Genomic DNA, 17,291 nt, shown 5'->3' on the forward strand with positions numbered 1-17,291 from the left:
GCTCCGGGCGCGATGGCCCGCGTCCGGCCCGGAGTGCGTCTCCTCTGGGTGGGAGGATCGAACGTTGAAGAAGCTGCTGAGTTGGATTCTGGGCGGAATCGGCCTGGCGGTTCCGCCCGCCACGGCGGGCGGCCGAACCGTGACGGTCTATCCGCCCAATGTCGAAGGGCTCACTGCGCTGCGTCTGGAGATCCGCATCGACGGTGCGGTCGCCGGCTTGCTCGCCGCGGACAAAAGCGCCGCCGAGGTCGAGCCGAGCGTCACGATCCCGCTTGCGACCGGCTTTCACGCTTATGCGCTCGCGGGCGAAGCGCTCTTCGCGGACGGGCGCAGCGAACCTGTTCGCGGCGAAGGGATCGTGGCACGGGACGAGTTCGTCCGCGAGCGTCTGGAGGGCCGTGCAGCGAAGGCGGATCCGGTGGGAGCGCTCGAGTCGCTCCTCGCAGAGTTGCGCGCGCTGCCGGGAGCGCCGGCGTTGCCGCGTCTCGAACGTGGACCGCGGGGCCCCTTCGAGAGCGCCCTCGCCGCGGCCGAGGCGCGCTTCGACCTCGTCCTCCCGCCGACCTGCGCGACACTCCTGCGTCGTTTCGGTCCGTTCCTCTACGTGAGCCGTGGCGACGGTGGGGAAGAACCCCGCGCCGCCCTCTCCGCGCCGGAGAGCTTCCTGACCGTTCCTGAGTGGAGGAGGCAGGTGCGGCGAGCGGCGCTCGAGGCGGGCGACACGCCGGTCGCGCGCGAGCGGATGGCCCAGCTCGAACGGGACGTCGTGATCGGGCACTCCTTCGACACCGTGTGGACGCTCCGCGCCGGCAGCCATCCCCCTTGCCCGAACGGCAGCGCGAGCCTCGCGGGGGAGTTTCTCTACGAGAACGATCCGGCCGAGGACATCTGGGTCGAGGGCACGGACACCCACGCCGGATACTTCGGCGATCGCGAACCGCGCTGCGGCGATCGCACCGAGCTTCTGCACGACAATCTCACCGCTGCGTTCGTCTCCGGATTCGCCGACGCCGCCGCCCTGAGTCGGGATGGTGCCCTTCGGCTGCGCCTCGACAGCGACCGCTCGACGCCGGGAGGTCTCGCCTTCACAATCGGAGACTGAATCCGGGGCCCTCGTGGGCCAAGGCCTCTCGCCGTGAGGCTCGCGGCGACGGTCGGTTGGCTGCAGCAGAGGGCTCCGATGAGACCCTCTCCAATGCTCGCAGCTCGCCGGTCAGGGCAGCGAGTACTCGAAGTTGTAGAAGTGCGCCTTGCCTTCGATGTCGATCTGCAGGGTGCCTGCAAGCCCCGTGAGCTCGCCGGTTCCCGAGTCGGGAACCACGGTGATCATCAGGCTCTGGCCGCCGTGCGCCATGCTGCCGGAGTGCTGCAGGACGAAACTCCCCTGGCGCCCTCCGAGCGTGCCTTCGACGCGCTCGATCGCCACGTAGCCCGCCGATCCGGCGACGCTCGTTCCGGCGGTGAGCATCTCTCCCGCGCCCGTCCCTTCGAGGTCACCGTGAAAGGTCTTGGCGAGCGTGAAGCGCCCGAGTGTCGTGCCGCCGGCATGCTCCGTCTGGGTGACCGGGGCGAGCTTCACCTCGAACGCTCCCTTGGCGGTGAGTTTCATTGCGGTACTCCTTTCGTTGGTCGCGGTCGCGGCGAGAGGCACGATCAGTATCGATCCTAGCGCTACGGCGGCGACGAGGTGGACTCTCCCGGAACTGCTCATGGTTCGCATTCCTCCCTGGCGAGCCGATGCTAGGGTGCAGCGGAGGCTCCGGTATTGAACAAACCCGACAGGCTCCGTCCCAAGCTCGTCGATCCCCGCGGAGTCCTGCACCAGCGCATGACGGCGACCAGTCCGGGCTATGGCCGCTTCTGGCCGGACGAGGATCTCGCGCCCTTCGTCGAGCACCTGTGGACGGTCGCCTGGGATCTCGAAGTGCCGACGGTGAGCGAAGTGCTCGCTCATCCGTCGGTTCAGCTGGTCGTCGAGCGTGACGCTTCGGCGGTCGCCGGAGTCTTCACCGGCCGCTTTGTGCGCCGGCTCGAGGGGAGCGGCCGCGTCCTCGGCGTCAAGTTCCTGCCCGGCGGCTTCCGGCCGTTCCTGGACGGCCCGGTATCGGCGCTCACCGATCGTCGCCTCTCCCTCACCGAGATCTTCGGCAGCGCAGCGGACGATCTCGAGCGGCGCGCGCTCGCGGCGCCCGGCCCCGAGCAGGCTTTTGCAGTCATCCAGGAGTTCCTGCGCGCGCGCCGTCCCGTCGCCCGCGAAGCGATCGGGCTCGTCGGTCGCATCGTCGAGCGCGCCGCGAACGACCGCGGAATCACCCGCGTCGCCCAACTCGTCGCCGGGTCCGGCCTCGCTCCGCGTCAGCTGCAGCGGCTGTTCGACGAGTATGTCGGCGTGCGCCCGAAGTGGGTGATCCAGCGCTACCGGCTGCACGAGGCGGCGGAGCGCATCGCCGCCTCGCCGGAGCACGACTGGGCAGAGCTGGCGCTCGAGCTCGGCTTCGCCGACCAGGCGCACTTCGTGCGCGACTTCCGCCGCTTCGTGGGCAGCACCCCGGCGGCCTACGCGCGGTCCTTGCCGCGCTGACTCGCGCTGCCGGCGCCCACTCCGACCTGCGCGCTGGCGGAGTCGGAAAGGACGTGGTCGTGAGTGGCGTCGTCGTCGCAGCCGGGCGGGCCGGCCACAAGCCCTCTCCCGCAGGGACGGCCGATTGGGCTAGCATCCGGCCATGGCCCCCGAGGCCCTCGTGGCCCTCGTCGACCGGCTCGTCGCGCATCGCGCACTCACTGCGGTGCCGCGGGCGCAGCTCGTCTGGCTGGCGGAGCGCAGTGAGATACGGCGCTACGCCGTCGGCGAGCTGATCGAGCAAGCGGGAAAGCCGATCAACTCGCTTTGGGTGATTCTCGAGGGCCACTTCGACATCAGAGTCCATCGCGGTGGCGGTCTGCGCCGTGTCATGGAGTGGCGCGGCGGCGACATCGCCGGGCTCCTCCCATTTTCGCGCATGCGCAAGGCTCCGGGCGAGATGCGCGCCATCGCCGTAACTGAACTCCTCGGTCTTTCCCGCGCTAGTTTTCCCGATCTCATCCGCGAGTGCCAGGAGCTGACCGCCGTCTGCGTGCACGTCATGCTCGACCGCGCGCGACACTTTCGCTCGAGCGACCTCCACGACGAGAAGCTCGCTTCGCTCGGGCGGCTCGCGGCGGGACTCGCGCACGAGCTCAACAACCCCGCCTCGGCCGTCGCCAGCAATGCCGTCGCCTTGGTCGAGCGCCTCCCGGACACGGAGACGGCCTTTCGCTCCCTGGGCGGCTGCCGGCTCTCCGAGCCCGAGCTCGCGGCGTTCATCACCTTGCGCGATCGCTGCCTCGGCGGTGCGCCGACCGCCCTCCGGTCGCCGCTCGACCACGCCGACCGGATCGAGGAGCTCGGCGATTGGCTCAAACAGCGGGGGATCGATCGCGCCGAAGCGGAGGACCTCGCCGAGACCGGGCTCGGGATTGCAGATCTGGCGGCGGCGGCGGCGATCCTCCGGCCCAATGCGCTGGTGGCCGCCCTGCGCGCACTCGCGGCCGGTTGTGGCACGCGCCGGCTGGCGTCGGAGATCGAGCGTGCCGCAACCCGGGTGCACGAGCTGGTCGCGGCGGTCAAGGGCTTCACTTACATGGACCAGGCAATGACGCCCAAACCGGTCGATCTCGCGCGCGGACTCTCCGACACGCTCACTGTGCTCCGGTCCAAGGCGAAGGCGAGGTCGGTGCAACTCCGGGCGCGGATCGAGGACAGCCTGCCCCCCGTTGTAGGCCTCGGCGGCGAGCTCAACCAGATTTGGGCGAACCTGATCGACAACGCCATCGACGCGGTCGCTCCCGGCGGCGAGGTGGAGGTGAGCGCCGTGCGGCAGGCGGAGAGCCTGGTGGTGCGCGTCGTGGACAACGGTCCGGGCATTCCGGAGGCGCTTCGGGCCAGAGTTTTCGAACCGTTCTTCACCAGCAAACCGGTGGGCGAGGGCACCGGACTCGGGCTGGTGATCGCACACAACCTCGTGCTGCAGCACAAGGGCGAGATCGACATCGACTCGTGTCCCGGGCGCACCGAGGTCCGGGTCAGTCTCCCCTTGCCGGCGAACACTGACGAACAGACCCGGACGACGGGGGGGGGAGGCTCGAAATGACCCGATTCCTGCTGGAGATCCCGCACGACTCGGACAAGGTCGCCTGCAACCGGGCGATTCGCATCGTGCTCGAAAGCGGGTCGCACTTCCTGTCGAACGCCGACTGGGGCTGCCTGGACGGCGATCATCGCGCCCTCATGGTGGTCGACGTGGAGAGCCGCCAGGAGGCCCAGGCGATCCTGCCGCCGGCGTTGCGGACCGATGCCCGGATCGTGCAGTTGAACAAGTTCGCCATCGAGCCCGGCGGCCGGAAGATCCGGCAGCAGGGCGGCTGAAGTACCGGGTCGGGAGGCCGCCGCCGTGTCGAAGCCGATCATTCTCGCCGTCGACGACGATCCGGATGTCCTGGCCGCGGTCGAGCGCGATCTGCGCGAGCGCTATCGTGAGGACTACCTCGTTCTCAAGGCGCGCTCGGGCGCAGAAGCCCTCGCGGCGGCGAGTGACGCGCTGACGCGCGGGCGCACGATCGCGCTCTTTCTGGTCGATCAGCGGATGCCGGGAATGACGGGTACGGAGCTTCTCGGCGAGGCGCGCAAGCTCTTCCCCGAGGCGCGCAAGGTCCTGCTGACCGCCTACGCCGACATCGAAGCGGCGATCGCGAGCATCAACGAGATCGGTCTCGATCACTACCTGCTCAAGCCGTGGCATCCACCGGAGGAGAAGCTCTACCCGGTGCTCGACGACCTGCTCGCCGCCTGGCGCGCGCAGAGCCGACCACCGTTCGAGGGGATCCGGCTCGCCGGCGCGCAGTGGTCGCGTCAGTGCTACGAAGCCAAGGACTTTCTGGCGCGCAATCACGTCCCGTATCAGTGGCTGGACGTCGACCGCGACAAGGCGACGGGCGAGCTGGTGATGCAGCTCGCCGGCAGTCTCACGCGCCTTCCGGTGGTGCTCTTCCCCGACGGCAGCCACCTGGTCGCACCGACGGCGCTGGAACTCGCGGCACGGGTCGGACTCGCGACCCGAGCCGGCCGGCCGTTCTACGACCTGGTGATCGTCGGCGGCGGACCTGCGGGACTGGCGAACGCGGTCTACGGCGCCTCGGAGGGTCTGGCGACGCTGCTCGTCGAGCAGAGTGCCCCGGGCGGGCAGGCGGGGACCAGCTCGCGGATCGAGAACTACCTGGGCTTTCCGGGCGGCGTTTCGGGATCCGACCTGGCCCAGCGCGCCACCGCCCAGGCGCGGCGGTTCGGCGCCGAGCTGCTGACCGCACAGCGGGTGGAGGCGATACGCCGCGAAGATCCGTATCGCGTGGTGAGGCTCGCCGACGGCAGCGAGATCGCGAGCTATGCCGTGTTGCTCGCCACCGGAACGGCGACGAACCGGCTCGAAGCCCCCGGTATCGAGCCGCTCCTCGGCGCGGGCGTCTACTACGGCGCGGCGACGACCGAAGTAGCGGCCTATCGCAATCAGGACATCTGCATCGTCGGCGGCGCCAATTCGGCGGGGCAGGGGGCGGTCTTCTTTGCCAGAAGCTGTCGGAGGGTCACGATGCTGGTGCGGAGCTCCGGCCTCGAGACTTCGATGTCGCAGTACCTTATCGACCGCATCGCGACGCTGCCCAACATCACCGTCTTGCCGCGGGTGACGGTGACGCAAGCGCTCGGACAGGATCGCCTCGAAGCGGTGACGGTGCGGTACGAAGAAAGCGGACAGACTTCGACCCTTCCCTGCGCGGCGCTCTTTCTCTTCGTCGGCGGAGCGCCACGGTCCGAGTGGGTCGCCGGCTTCGTGCAGAAGGACGATCGCGGTTTCATCCTCACCGGACCGGATCTGCCGCGCGAGGGAGCCCGGCCGCGCGGCTGGAAACTCGATCGCGATCCACTGCTGTTCGAGACCAGCGTCCCGGGGGTCTTCGCTGCCGGAGACGTGCGAGCCGGCGCCAACCGCCGCGTTGCCGCTGCGGTTGGGGAGGGATCTGCGGCGATCTTCTCGATTCAGCGCTATCTCGAAACCGTCTGACTCGTTCCCGCGCCGACCGGAGGGGTCGAGTTCGAACTGTGGCCGGTCCGACCGGCCGGAGCCCGCTACCCATCCGGAAGGCCATTGGAGGTGCAGCCGTCAGGGCATCCCGTTCGGCGGGAGGCGCTTGCGGGTGGCCTGCTCGAAGGCGTAGCCGAGCGCGAGGAGTCGGGGCTCGGCGCAGGCGCTGCCGGTGAAGCTCACGCCGAGCGCCAGAGGGGCCGGATCGAAGCCGTCCGGGAAGGGCGGATCGGGGATCGTTGCCACCGTGCCGAACGGCACCATGACGGTCGGGTAGCCTGGGCGGGCGGCGAGGTTGGCGCCGCGCGGGCCGGGGAAGAGCAGGGCGTCGAGGCGGTGCGTCGTCATCGCCTCGTCGATGCCGTGCGTTGCCGTGAGCGCCAGGTCCTTGGCGCGGTCCGCCTCGTAGCGCTCGCGGTAGACGTGCGGGTCCATCGCGTCCGAGAAGTCGAGCAGCGCCTGGCCGTACTTGAGCGTGCCGGCCTTCTGGTGCTCGCGGTTCCACTGGCGCAGCTCGGTCAGGCTCTTCACGGGCGCAGCGGGACCGAGCGAGGCCAGCCAGAGGTTGAAGTCGCGCTCCATGCCGTAGGCGAAGTCGATCGAGCAGCGCTTCGTCTTAGCCTCGTCGAGGCTGCGGCAGATGTTCCAGAGCAGGAAGTTGCGTTCCGGGTCGGCGTCGACGACGCTGGGGATGTCGGCGGGGTCGACGACGATCGCGCCCTCGCGCCTCAATATCGCGATCGCCTCCTCCATCGCGGCGGCGTGCGGCGCGTCGAGTCCCCCCTGAGGCTCGGCGTTGCCCGGTGCCTTCGCCGCGTCGTAGAAGTAGGCGCGCGGGATGCCGATGCGCGCGCCGCGCAGGGCGCCGCGGTCGAGGTACTTCGTGTAGTCGGTCTCGCGCGCACAGCGCGAGGTCGATGGGTCGTTCGGATCGGCCTGCGCGCCCTCGAGGGCTCCCAGAAGGATCGCCGCGTCGGTGACGCTCCTCGCGATCGGACCGGCGGTGTCCTGGTCGGCGGTGATCGGGATGATGCCGTGCCGGCTGATCCGGCCGACGGTCGGCTTGACCGCCGCGAGTCGGTTGGCGTTCGCCGGGCTGAGGATCGACCCGGAGGTTTCGGTGCCGACGTTCGCGACCCAGAAGCTCGCTGCCGTTCCGGTGCCCGAGCTCGAGCCGCCGGTCGCGAGCGCCGGGCGGCCGTCGAAGGTGGGCTCACGCGGATCGCGCCGTGGATCGTACGGGTTGAAACCGTAGCCGTTGAGGGAGTTGTAGTTGGTCGGCATGCCCGGCGGCCCGGCCACCCAGTTCGCGAGCTCGGTCATCTGCGTCTTGGCAAGGACGATCGCTCCCGCGGCGCGCAGATTCGAGACCAGCGTCGCCTCGTACGGCGGGACGAAGCCCGCGAACGCCAGCGCGCCGCCGGTGGTCGGCATGTCGATGGTGTGGATGTTGTCCTTGAGCGCGATCGGGATGCCGTGCAGCGGTCCGCGCACCTTGCCGGCGCGGCGTTCGCGGTCGAGGGCGTCGGCCTCGTCGAGCGCCCGCGGATTGACGGCGATCGTGGCGTTGATCCGGTCTTCGTAGAAAGCGATGCGCAGCAGGTGCTGCGTCACCAGCTCGCGCGACGTGACGCTGCCCGAGCTCATCGCCTCCTGCATTTCGGGGATCGACGCCTCGACGACATTCACCGGGCCGCCGGCCCACGCCGGCGCCGCTGCCAGCAGCACGGCCCACCACCCTGGATTCCAGCGCGACCGACTGCCTCGTTCTGCCATCGTCCCCTCCGGGAGCCCGCTGCTTCTCGAACTCTACTCCGAGGGGCCGGGAGCTCATTTGGCCGCTCGCGGCGGCGTCGGATACCATCGCCGGAACCTCAGGAGTCCATGTGCCCGTTCTCGAGCCGCCGAACGTGCAAGCTGCTTTGACCGCCTGTCGCACGGGCGCACCCGAGGCCATCGATCGCCTGGTCGACGCGCTGTATCCGGACTTGCGCCGTATCGCGAGCGCCCAGCTGCGCCGGCTGCGGCCAGGCCGTACCCTCGACACGACGAGCCTGGTTCACGAGGCCTATCTCAAGATGGTCCGAAGCGGGGAGTTCGCCGACCGCGCCCACTTTCTCGCCGCTTCGGCCCGGGCGATGCGACATATCCTGGTCAATGCGGCGCGACGCAAGCTCGCCGGGAAGCACGGCGGGGGGCGCGACGCGGACCCGCTCGACGACCGCGACCTCGCCGTGGAACGCGCTCAATACGAGGAGATCCTCGATGTCGGCGAGGCTCTCGAGCGGCTCGGGAAGCTCGACGAGCGTCTGTGCCGCCTGGTCGAATGCCGCTTCTACGCCGGGATGACCGAGGAGGAGACCGCGGTCGCCCTCGGTGTGTCGGATCGCACGGTCCGGCGGGACTGGCTGCGGGCGCGCGCCTGGTTGAAGGTGGAGCTCGGGCTGATTCCGTCTTCGGCAGGAGGAAGCGCGTCATGAGCGCCGACGAATCCCGCCCTCCCGCACCCGGCAGATCCGCGCTCGACCCCGACTTCGCGGAACTGCTCGGTCTCGCACCGCAAGCGCGGGCCCGCCGCCTGGAAGGGATCGAAGACGCCGGACGGCGCGCCGAGCTTGCGTCGTGGCTTGCGGCGGCGCTCGAGGACGACGGGTTCCTCCGCCCCGGCGGCGCTTTGCGCGGCGAACTGCTCGACGATGCGCTCGCCGACGAGGATGGCCCTCTTCAGCCGGGCTCCGAGCTCGGTGCCTATCGCATCGTCGCGGAGATCGGTGCCGGGGGGATGGGCCGGGTCTATCTCGGCGAACGCGCCGACGGGCTCTTCGAGCGCCGCGTGGCGATCAAGGTCGTCCATCTCGACCACGCCTACACCGATCTCGGGCGGTTGCTGCGCGAGCAGCAGATCCTGGCCGAGCTCGTCCATCCCCATATCGCCCAGCTCTACGACGCCGGTCTCACCGCCGACGGCTCGCCCTACATCGTGATGGAGCATGTCGCCGGCGAAGCGATCGACGACTATTGCCGGCGTCGCGGCCGCGACGCACGGGGCCGCCTGCGCCTCCTGGTGGATGTCTGCGCCGCGGTGGCGACGGCGCATCAGCGCCTGATCGTCCACCGTGATCTCAAGCCTTCGAACATCCTGGTCGACGCCTCGGGTACGGTGAAGCTGCTCGACTTCGGCATCGCGCGCATCCTCGAACCGGAGAGTCTCCCGTCATCCTCGTCAGCGGTGGATTCGACCGCGGCGCCGGCGCTCTCACGGAGCGCGACGCAACTCCGGCCGGCGACGACACTGCACCATGGCCGATCCTGGCTCACGCCGCAGTACGCCAGCCCGGAGCAGCTCGCGGGCCGGCCGGTGACCACGGCGTCCGACGTCTACCAGCTCGGTCTCCTCGCCTGGGAGCTGCTCGCCGACCGGCGGCCGGAGCGCGGGGTCGCCGATGGAGAGCGCCAGGAGCGAGAGCTTCCGCCGCCGTCGCGATCGGCCTCGGGAGTGCGCCTCGATCTGCCGCTCGCCGACCTCGATGCGGTGGTCGCGAAGTCCCTGGCCGTCGATCCCCGCGAGCGCTATCGGTCGGCCGATCGGCTCGCGGACGATCTGCTCCACCTCCTCGAGGGGCGGCCGGTGCTGGCGCGCAGGTCGAACCGTCTCTACCGGCTGCGCCGCTTCGTCGGGCGCCACCGCCTCGCGAGCGCCGTCGCCGCGACCGTGACGGTGCTGGTCATCGGCCTCACCGCCGCTTTCACGGCGCGCCTTGCAGCCGAGCGTGATGCGACCCGCCTGCAGGCCGATGAGGCTGAACAGGCCCGGCTCGAGACCGAACAGGTCGTCGTCTTCCTCACCGATCTCTTCCGCTCGACCGACCCCTACTCGCGCCCCGGCGTCGGCAGAGCGTCCGAGATGAGCGCCCGCGAGCTCCTCGACCGCTCCGCCGGTCGTCTGGACGACGCGCTTTCCGACCAGCCGCTGGTGCGCGCCCGCCTGCTCTCCGAGCTCGGCACGATCTACCGCCAGCTCGGCCTGCTCGACGCGGCGGAGCCGCTGCTGCGCGAGAGCCTCCGGTTGCGCGAGAGCACGCCCGGGGCCCGCCCCGCCGACCTCGCCACGAGCCGCCTCTCGCTCGGTCGCCACGAATCGCAGCGCGGCCGCTTCGAGGAGGCGGCGGTGCTCATCGATCTCGCGGTCGCCGACTACCGTCGGCTCGACGACCGTCGCGGGCTCGCCTCGGCGCTCGAGGTGCGGGGAAATCTCGAGAACTCGCGCGACGAGCGCGGCGCCATCGACACACTCAACGAATCCCTCGCGCTCTGGCAGGAGCTCGGGGTCGTGGAGCGCGAGGGAGACCTCCGGCTGTTTCTCGCCAACGCGCACGCCAAGGCGGGACGGGTCGCCGAGGCCCGCACGCAGCGCGAGGCCGCACAGGCGCTCCTCGAAGCGCGGCTGGGACCGTCGCATCCGTCGGTTGCGGCGGCGCTGGTCGGCGTCGCCGACCTCCACACGCTCGAGGGCCAGAATCGACTCTCGCTGCCGCTGCTCGAACGCGCGCTGGCGATCTACGAGGCGAGCCTGGGGCCAGACGATTTCCGAGTCGCGACGGTAGCCAACAACCTCGGCGTGGCCCACAACCAGCTCGGCGAGTACGAGGCGGCGCGGGCGTACTTCGAGCGGGCGCTTGCCGGCTACGAGCGCGAACGCGTCAATCATCCGGACGTTGGCCAGATTCTCAACAACCTCGGCACCATCGAATGGGCGCTGGGCCGGCCGGCGGCAGCGGCCGTGCTCTATCGCCGCGCCCTCGCCCAGCTTCGCCGGACCCTCAAGGAAGAGCACATCGCGATTTCGCGCACGGTCTTCAATCTCGGCGAGGCTCTGCTCGCCCTCGGCCGGACCGAGGAGGCGCGGCCTCTCCTCGAGCAGAGTCTGACCAACCTCGGCGCGAAGCTGGGCGCGGATCACGTGATGCTCTCCTGGCCGCAGATCTACCTCGCCGGGATCGCCGAGAAGAGCGGTGAGCTCGAGCGCGCCGAAGGCCTGCTGCGCCGGGCCGTCGCGCTGCGGGATGCTGCCGCCGCAGGCCTCGATCCGAAGGACGTGGAGACCGCCCGCGAAGCGCTCGCAAGCTATCTCCGTCGTCACGGTCGCTCTCCACCGTAGCTGCTTGGACGGCACAGTCCGCCTCATCCGTTTCCGCAGCTCGGGCCGGCTGTCCGGATTCTCCGCGGTTCTTGTTTCTCTCTGTAGTGAGTCGGCGGGCGCTCGAGGATCGACTTCGACCGGCGTCTTCCGGACTCCATCACCACGGAGGATGGAACATGAGCTCGCAGCTCCTTGCAACTGTCTATTCGCGCGCCCGGCAGCCGCACCGCGGGGCGATTCTGGTTCTCGCGGTGATCGCCGGCGTCGCGCCGTTTCTGGTGCAGGATCCCGCTGGGGCCGCCACCTACCATGTGGGCGGCGCGGGCTGCACGCACCCCACGATCGCCGCGGCGCTGCTCTCCGCCGCCTTCAGCCCCGAGGACGATCTCATCATCTTGACCCGTACGGTCAGCTACACCAACGTCCAGCTGACCCTGACCAACTGGAACCCGGCGACCACCGGAACGCTCACCCTTGCCGGCGGTGTCGACGACTGCGGAGGCCTGACCTTCTCAGGGACCACGACGCTCGCCGGCAACGGCTCGGACCCGGTCATCACGGTGAGCACCACGGCCAGTCAGGTCTCGAACGTGACGCTCTCCCGCCTGCGGATCCACGGCGGAAGCCGCGGTCTCGACGTCAGCGGTGACAGTGAAGTCGGACTCTTCAACTCGGAGCTCTACGCCAACGGCACGGGCCTGCGAGTCACCTCCGGCGGCCGCGTCGAAATCGACACCTTCGTCGGAATTCACGACAACAGCGGCGCGCTCTTCGGCGGCGGCATTCACTGCGCCGATCCCACCAGCGAGGTGACTCTTCACGGAGTGGTCTACAGCAACCAGGCCACGAGCGCCGGGGGGGGCATCTTCGCGAGCAACTTCTGTCAGCTGAATCTGGCCGAGGGCGGTTACGTCCAGTCGAACGCCGCGCCGCTGGGCGGCGGGATCTATCTCCAGACCGGCGCGAGAATGGACGGTGGCGGTGGCGCGATCTACGGCGCGCGAGTCACCGGCAACATCGCGAGCAACGCAGGCGGTGGTTTCTACATCCAAGGCGCTTCTGGAGGCGCCCGCGCGACGCTTTCGAGCGTCCTGATCGACGACAACACGGCCGCGAACCTGGGCGGCGGCGTGGCGCTCGTCGGCGGCGGCCTCATGGACCTGGAACGCTCCTCGGCATCTTCGAACTGCCCCTCGCCGCCGCGATGCGCTTCTCTTTCCGGCAACTCGCTGTCGGCGGGCGGCCTGGGCAGTGCGGCCTACGTCGCCGGCGGATCTCACCTGACCCTCGCCCACGCTTTCATCGAACAGAACAGCGGGCCGGGCGAGGCGGGATTCGTGCTTTTCGCCGAAGGCGCAGGCTCGGCGATGTCCCTCGAGGGCGTGCAGCTGTGGGATAACCGTACGGTCTCGCTGTTCCAGGCCGAGAATGCGGCTCACATCGAAGCCGGATTCGTGTCGGCGGCGAGGAACGACTACCTCATCGGCGGAGTGCCGCCCTACTGGAACAGCCGCGGCGCTCAGGCGAGTGGCGGCGCCACGGTGGAGATCTTCACCAGTATCCTGGACGATCAGCGCCCGTTCACCACGACCACCGGAGGCATCGTGAATGTGGGCTGCGTGTTGCTCGACACCCTGGATGGGGCCACCATATTCAGCAATACGATGGTCGGAGCGGATCCGCGATTCTTGAATGCGGCGGCCGGGAACCTTCGGCTACGGCTCGATTCTCCCGCGATCGACTCGTGCAACGAGGAAGTCTATGCACCGGTCTACCTAGACCTCGACCTCGAGCAGCGCGGCTTCGACTTCACCTCGATCCCCAACATCCTCGGTCCCTACGACCGCGGCGCCGACGAGATCCGTCCGCTCTTCGCCGACGGCTTCGAGTCGGGCGATCCCTCCCAGTGGTCCTCGACGGTGCCGTGTGCCCAGGCCTTGGAGAGTGGGGCCTGCGCAGCGCCCTGACCGAGCGCGAACGGAGTCTCCGCGATGGGGGTCTACCGTCCACCCGAGGGGCTTTGGCTCTCGCCCGGGGCCGAGGTGCCGGGCACGCCCGGACTCAGCTCCCGGGCGCCGGGTTGTCGCAGTCGATGATCTCTCTCTGCAGGGGCGCGAAGTCGGGGTCGTTGATGCCGAGGAAATTGACGTTGCCCCAATCGTTGAAGTCGGCGAGCGTGGTCAGAATGCCGCCGCAATCGGCGTTCTGGGTGCCGGACGGAGAGGCCGAATTGATGTCGAAAACGACCCCCACCTGGATCCCTCCGGTGCCGTTCCAGTCGAACGGGAAACCTGGGCCGCAGATGCCGTTGTTCTCGTTCAGGCTGTTCTCGTTCAACGAAATGCGCTGGCCGCGCGAGTAGTCGAGCACGCCGTTCGAGGGCGGCGTGCAGTCGTTGTCGACGCCGGGGAACTGGTACTTGTAGTTCAGCACCGAGTTGTAGTTCGGCTTGTAGTTGCAGCTGGTGTTTCCGCCGTGCTGCAGGCCCAGGTTGTGCCCTAGCTCGTGTGCGATGGTGTTGGCCACGTTGCCGTCGGAGCCGGCGCACTGGAGCGAAACGACGAGATCGTCGCCGGGGAGTTCGGCCTGACCGGAACTGCCGCTGCTGGTGTTGTAGCGGTGCGGCAGAAGCGTGTAGTGGAAGTAGCCGTTTCGATTCGCAGCGAAGTTTGCGGCCTTGTGCGCCAGGTACTCGGTGCCGCCGACGCCGCCGGCGATGACGCCGTCGGGATCGGCGATCAGGTTGCCGCCGGCGAAGGCGCCCCCCTGGCCGTAGTCGTGGATGAAGTGGATGCCGGCCGTTCCGTCCGGGTTGGCGTTCGGGGCGTTCGAGAACATCGCGGTCACCGCTGCGAGCGCCGCCGCGGTCGGCCGGTGGGAGTGCGCCGCGCAGTCCAGGGCGTCGGTGAACCAGTCGTATTCGAGCAGGATGTTCTTCTTCAGCGGGTTGGTCCCCAGCGCGGGCAGGTTCAGTCCGGCGAGGGTGCCGAGCGTTTCGTCGCCGTCCTGGATGCCGTCGCCGTCGGTGTCGGCATTCGCCGGGTGGGTGCCGGTGTTGCGCACGTCGACGAAGCGGCCGGTGTTCGACTCGAAGCAGTCGTCGAGGCGGTCGTTGTCGGTGTCGGTTCCCTGGCGGCAGGCGCTGTCCAAAATCGAGAGCCAGGCACGGGTCGAGCCGCGCTCGAAGCCGGAGGCGAAGATCGGATCGTCGAAGAGGACGAAGGCGGACTCGTAAGGGTTCTGGAAGTCCCAGGGTCCCGGAGAGGACTCGCTGGCGTCGTACCACTGGCCGGCGCCGAGCGGCACCGTGCTGTCGGACCAGGCGATAGCGGATCCGTCGAACGCCTGAAGCCAGAGTCCTTCGTGGAGCGCCAGCCAGTAGATGCCGGGCCCCAGCGTGAGCGACGGCCGCAGCTCGATGCGCACGCGCAGCAGATCCCCGTCGGCACTGTTGAGTCCGGTGTCCTCGATCTGGGGCGTCGAGTCGGAACCGCTGGCGATCACCGTCCCCGGGGCGCCGGCGCTGTTCGTGTAGACCGCCCAGCTCAGGACCTCGGAGAAGGCGTCGCCGTATCCGTTGTCGATCCGACCCGCGTCCATGATCCAGGCATCCAGGCTGCCCAGGTGAGTGGCGGCGGCGAGCGTGAAGTCGTTGGCGGTCACGCCGCCCGAAACGTCCGTGCCGGCGGCGCCTGCGGCCACCGCGCCTTGCTGCCAGGCGAGAGGACCACCGAAGAGGGCGAAAGCCTGGTCGCCGAGGCCGGTCAGCCAGCTGCCTGGCGTCGATTCGTCGACCGAGTAGCGCGCCGGCGAGCCCACGATGTTCGAGTGGATCTGCCACCAGAGCTCGGAGCCGTCGCCGGCCGCGCCCCAGGCGCCCTCGTGCAGCGCCAGCCAGTAGGTGCCAGGAGGGAGGACGACCCGGCCGTCGAACTCGAAGCGGGCACGGACGATGTCGTAGCCGAAAGCGTCCTGCAGACCGGTGTCGGCGCGACCAACCGTGCTGTCCCGTCCCGAGAAGAGGAGCGTTCCCGGGTTGCCTCCCGAATTCGAGTAGATCGCCCAGCTGAGCAGGCCGCTGAAGCTGTCGAGCGCGCCGTTGTCGTTGAGGACGTCGTCGGACAGCCAGACGTCCGCGGCGTCGAGCCGCGCTGTCGTTGTGACGATGAAGTCGGCGGCGGAGACGCTCGACGAGAGACGTTCGCTGTTGGCGACCGCAAAATCCGTCTGGTCCCAATGGAACGGGGTACCTCCCCGGAGCGGTCCTGCCGTGGACAGAAGCAGACCGAGAGCTGCGACGTACCCGAGGCGAACGTGCATCCTCTCCCCTTCACACCTGTATGGACTGGCACTGGAAAGGGGGACCGTACCACGCGAAGTCCGCGCTGTCGGGCTTTCCGCTACCGGCGAGGCGTTTGGATACGCCTACCGGAAATCGCGGATCAGGACGGCGTCGCGGCTGCTCTTGCCTGCCGAGAGCGCGATGCGGCGGCTGTCGGGCAGCCAGTGGGCGAAGAAGATGTCCTGCGCCGGGAGGTTCGCCGCTCCGCCGCCGCATCTCCTGTCGGCCGCTGTGACCGATTTGTAGAGAGTTCCGCGCAGATTGCTGCGGCGGCGTCGTTCGGACCTCATCTTCGAACGTCGTGCATTCGAGCTCGGCCGCGCTCGTCGGACTGCCGTCGTCGGCGCTTCACAGAGTGCGCCGGACCTCTCCTGGCGAGGGGCGCGGCTCGCTCTCTGCACAGCGACGGGAGACTCCCGCGGGGAGATGGCACGCCGGGTGCAACCTGTCGAACCGGCGAACGACGATTTCAATTCGCCCAGCCCCTCACTACGGAGGTCGACATGGCGATGCCCCACGTGGATCTGACGCACTCGTACCCGACGGAAGACTGGAATCTCACCGACGCCGATGCATCGCGACCGAGAGCCTTCCTTTACGTGATCGATCGCGCCAAGGAGTCCCAGGTTCTCGCGGCGATCCGGGCCGCCTGCGGCTGCGACATTCATGTGCAGCCGGCGGCGTTCCACCTGGCGCCTCAGCAGCTCGCCTCGCGGCGCAGCGGGCGCGTGCCGCCCGAGGTGCTGACCCGCCGGGAGACCGAGGTCCTGTGCCTTCTGGCCAGGGGCAACACGAACCGTCAGGCGGCCGATCTCCTTGGTCTCTCGGTTCGCACCGTCGAGAACCACCGCGCCAACCTGCTCGAGAAGCTCGGAGTTGCCGGCCGGGTGGAGATCGTCCGCTACGCCACGGAGTTCAATCTGATCTAGTCCGCAACGCGGACGCAGGCCGGTGTGGCCCGTCGAGTGCCCTGCGAACGAGCAGAGGGGGAGAAGCCGTCAGATTTCGGGCGGCCTCTCCCCCTCCTGATTCTTTGGCGCCCGATGTGAGTAGACTTGTCGCCCGTTTCTCCAACGCAGCGGAACCGGGCAGCCAGTTGCCCAGTCTCAGGGGATCTTCCATGCCGCAACGCGAGGTCGTCGTCCGTCCGTCCCGTCGTGTCGCCCGAAACGTCCTGTTGCCCGTCGCGCTGCTCGCCCTCGGCGGTTGCGGCATCTCGCTCGACATCGCGGGCGTCGAGAAGTCGATCCACGACGGTGTCGCCCAGCAACTGGGCCTCGCGATGACGTCGGTCTCCTGCCCGCAAGAGAGCCGGGCGGCAAGAGCGGGAGACACGTTCGAGTGCACCGGCAAGCCCGAGATCGGCGGCAGCCTCCGGGTGCAGGTCACGCAGAAGGACGATCAGGGCAATATCGAGTGGAAGGTGCTCCAGAGCATCGGCCTGTTCGACATGCAGGCGGCCGAGGAGGCGGTGGAGAAGGGGCTCGCCGACCAGGTGGGGGCCGAAGTCGAGGTGTCGTGCGGCGACCGCTGGCAGGTAGGCGAGGTCGGGGACACTTTCGAGTGCGAGGGCGAGGATGCCGACGGACCGATTCCGCCGGTGATCATCACGATCAAGGACGCCGACGGCAACATCAGCTGGTCGATGGACTGATCG

At 69.1% G+C, this 17,291-nt stretch carries 14 protein-coding genes; 10 read left to right on the forward strand and 4 right to left on the reverse strand.

Translation table 11 applies throughout. The annotated features are described in order from the left end of the window. Positions 1-64 precede the first annotated feature (64 nt). Complete coding sequence (locus KBI44_07780; GenBank protein ID MBP9144366.1) at positions 65-1,102, forward strand: hypothetical protein; 1,038 nt, start codon at positions 65-67, stop codon at positions 1,100-1,102. A gap of 111 nt (positions 1,103-1,213) precedes the next feature. Here the strand turns inward: KBI44_07780 and KBI44_07785 are convergent, their stop codons facing one another. Continuing rightward, positions 1,214-1,609 (reverse strand): DUF3224 domain-containing protein, encoded by a 396-nt coding sequence (locus tag KBI44_07785; protein ID MBP9144367.1) that lies wholly within the window; start codon positions 1,607-1,609, stop codon positions 1,214-1,216. 156 nt (positions 1,610-1,765) lie between these two features. On the opposite strand from KBI44_07785, the gene KBI44_07790 reads away from it, so the two are divergent. The 4 genes from KBI44_07790 (at position 1,766) to KBI44_07805 (ending at position 6,131) form a co-directional block, all read left to right on the forward strand. Then, positions 1,766-2,581, forward strand: coding sequence for a helix-turn-helix domain-containing protein (locus KBI44_07790; protein ID MBP9144368.1), 816 nt, complete (start codon positions 1,766-1,768; stop codon positions 2,579-2,581). Between the two features lie 142 nt (positions 2,582-2,723). Beyond that, positions 2,724-4,169, forward strand: coding sequence for a cyclic nucleotide-binding domain-containing protein (locus KBI44_07795; GenBank protein ID MBP9144369.1), 1,446 nt, complete (start codon positions 2,724-2,726; stop codon positions 4,167-4,169). Then, positions 4,166-4,444, forward strand: coding sequence for a hypothetical protein (locus tag KBI44_07800; GenBank protein ID MBP9144370.1), 279 nt, complete (start codon positions 4,166-4,168; stop codon positions 4,442-4,444). The genes KBI44_07795 and KBI44_07800 overlap by 4 nt, the downstream gene beginning before the upstream one ends. A 25-nt stretch (positions 4,445-4,469) precedes the next feature. Then, on the forward strand, positions 4,470-6,131 hold the full coding sequence (locus KBI44_07805; GenBank protein ID MBP9144371.1) for an FAD-dependent oxidoreductase: 1,662 nt from the start codon (positions 4,470-4,472) through the stop codon (positions 6,129-6,131). Positions 6,132-6,230: 99 nt separating this feature from the next. On the opposite strand, the gene KBI44_07810 is transcribed toward KBI44_07805, so the two are convergent. Then, the gene (locus tag KBI44_07810; protein ID MBP9144372.1) at positions 6,231-7,841 is read right to left on the reverse strand and encodes an amidase; all 1,611 of its coding nucleotides are present in this window, start codon (positions 7,839-7,841) and stop codon (positions 6,231-6,233) included. A gap of 221 nt (positions 7,842-8,062) precedes the next feature. On the opposite strand from KBI44_07810, the gene KBI44_07815 reads away from it, so the two are divergent. From KBI44_07815 to KBI44_07825, 3 genes are all read left to right on the forward strand, one after another. Then, positions 8,063-8,632: a sigma-70 family RNA polymerase sigma factor gene (locus KBI44_07815; protein ID MBP9144373.1), complete on the forward strand. Its 570-nt coding sequence runs from the start codon at positions 8,063-8,065 to the stop codon at positions 8,630-8,632. Next, complete coding sequence (locus tag KBI44_07820; protein MBP9144374.1) at positions 8,629-11,310, forward strand: serine/threonine protein kinase; 2,682 nt, start codon at positions 8,629-8,631, stop codon at positions 11,308-11,310. Before KBI44_07815 ends, KBI44_07820 begins: the two co-directional genes overlap by 4 nt. Before the next feature lie 158 nt (positions 11,311-11,468). Then, a complete protein-coding gene (locus KBI44_07825) occupies positions 11,469-13,259 on the forward strand; it encodes a hypothetical protein (protein MBP9144375.1) in 1,791 nt (596 codons plus the stop codon). Between the two features lie 94 nt (positions 13,260-13,353). On the opposite strand, the gene KBI44_07830 is transcribed toward KBI44_07825, so the two are convergent. After that, positions 13,354-15,612 carry a hypothetical protein gene (locus KBI44_07830; GenBank protein MBP9144376.1) on the reverse strand — a complete coding sequence of 753 codons (2,259 nt, stop codon included), beginning with the start codon at positions 15,610-15,612 and terminating at the stop codon, positions 13,354-13,356. A 105-nt stretch (positions 15,613-15,717) separates the two neighbouring features. Next, positions 15,718-15,924 carry a hypothetical protein gene (locus KBI44_07835; GenBank protein ID MBP9144377.1) on the reverse strand — a complete coding sequence of 69 codons (207 nt, stop codon included), beginning with the start codon at positions 15,922-15,924 and terminating at the stop codon, positions 15,718-15,720. Positions 15,925-16,137: 213 nt separating this feature from the next. Here KBI44_07835 and KBI44_07840 point away from each other — a divergent pair, with 213 nt between their 5' ends. Continuing rightward, positions 16,138-16,563 carry a response regulator transcription factor gene (locus tag KBI44_07840; GenBank protein MBP9144378.1) on the forward strand — a complete coding sequence of 142 codons (426 nt, stop codon included), beginning with the start codon at positions 16,138-16,140 and terminating at the stop codon, positions 16,561-16,563. 191 nt (positions 16,564-16,754) lie between these two features. Continuing rightward, entirely contained in the window at positions 16,755-17,288 is a 534-nt protein-coding gene (locus KBI44_07845; protein ID MBP9144379.1) for a DUF4333 domain-containing protein, read from the forward strand. The last annotated feature ends 3 nt before the right edge of the window (positions 17,289-17,291 follow it).

It is taken from the genome of Thermoanaerobaculia bacterium, assembly GCA_018057705.1.
Taxonomy (GTDB): domain Bacteria; phylum Acidobacteriota; class Thermoanaerobaculia; order Multivoradales; family JAGPDF01; genus JAGPDF01.

Bases quoted from the DNA above. Each gene is read 5' to 3' on its own strand.
- KBI44_07835 (MBP9144377.1), bottom strand. From the start codon at position 15,924: ATGAGGTCCGAACGACGCCGCCGCAGCAATCTGCGCGGAACTCTCTAC.
- KBI44_07845 (MBP9144379.1), top strand. From the start codon at position 16,755: ATGCCGCAACGCGAGGTCGTCGTCCGTCCGTCCCGTCGTGTCGCCCGA.
- KBI44_07795 (MBP9144369.1), top strand. From the start codon at position 2,724: ATGGCCCCCGAGGCCCTCGTGGCCCTCGTCGACCGGCTCGTCGCGCAT.
- KBI44_07830 (MBP9144376.1), bottom strand. From the start codon at position 15,612: ATGCACGTTCGCCTCGGGTACGTCGCAGCTCTCGGTCTGCTTCTGTCC.
- KBI44_07820 (MBP9144374.1), top strand. From the start codon at position 8,629: ATGAGCGCCGACGAATCCCGCCCTCCCGCACCCGGCAGATCCGCGCTC.
- KBI44_07785 (MBP9144367.1), bottom strand. From the start codon at position 1,609: ATGAAACTCACCGCCAAGGGAGCGTTCGAGGTGAAGCTCGCCCCGGTC.
- KBI44_07840 (MBP9144378.1), top strand. From the start codon at position 16,138: ATGGCGATGCCCCACGTGGATCTGACGCACTCGTACCCGACGGAAGAC.
- KBI44_07825 (MBP9144375.1), top strand. From the start codon at position 11,469: ATGAGCTCGCAGCTCCTTGCAACTGTCTATTCGCGCGCCCGGCAGCCG.
- KBI44_07800 (MBP9144370.1), top strand. From the start codon at position 4,166: ATGACCCGATTCCTGCTGGAGATCCCGCACGACTCGGACAAGGTCGCC.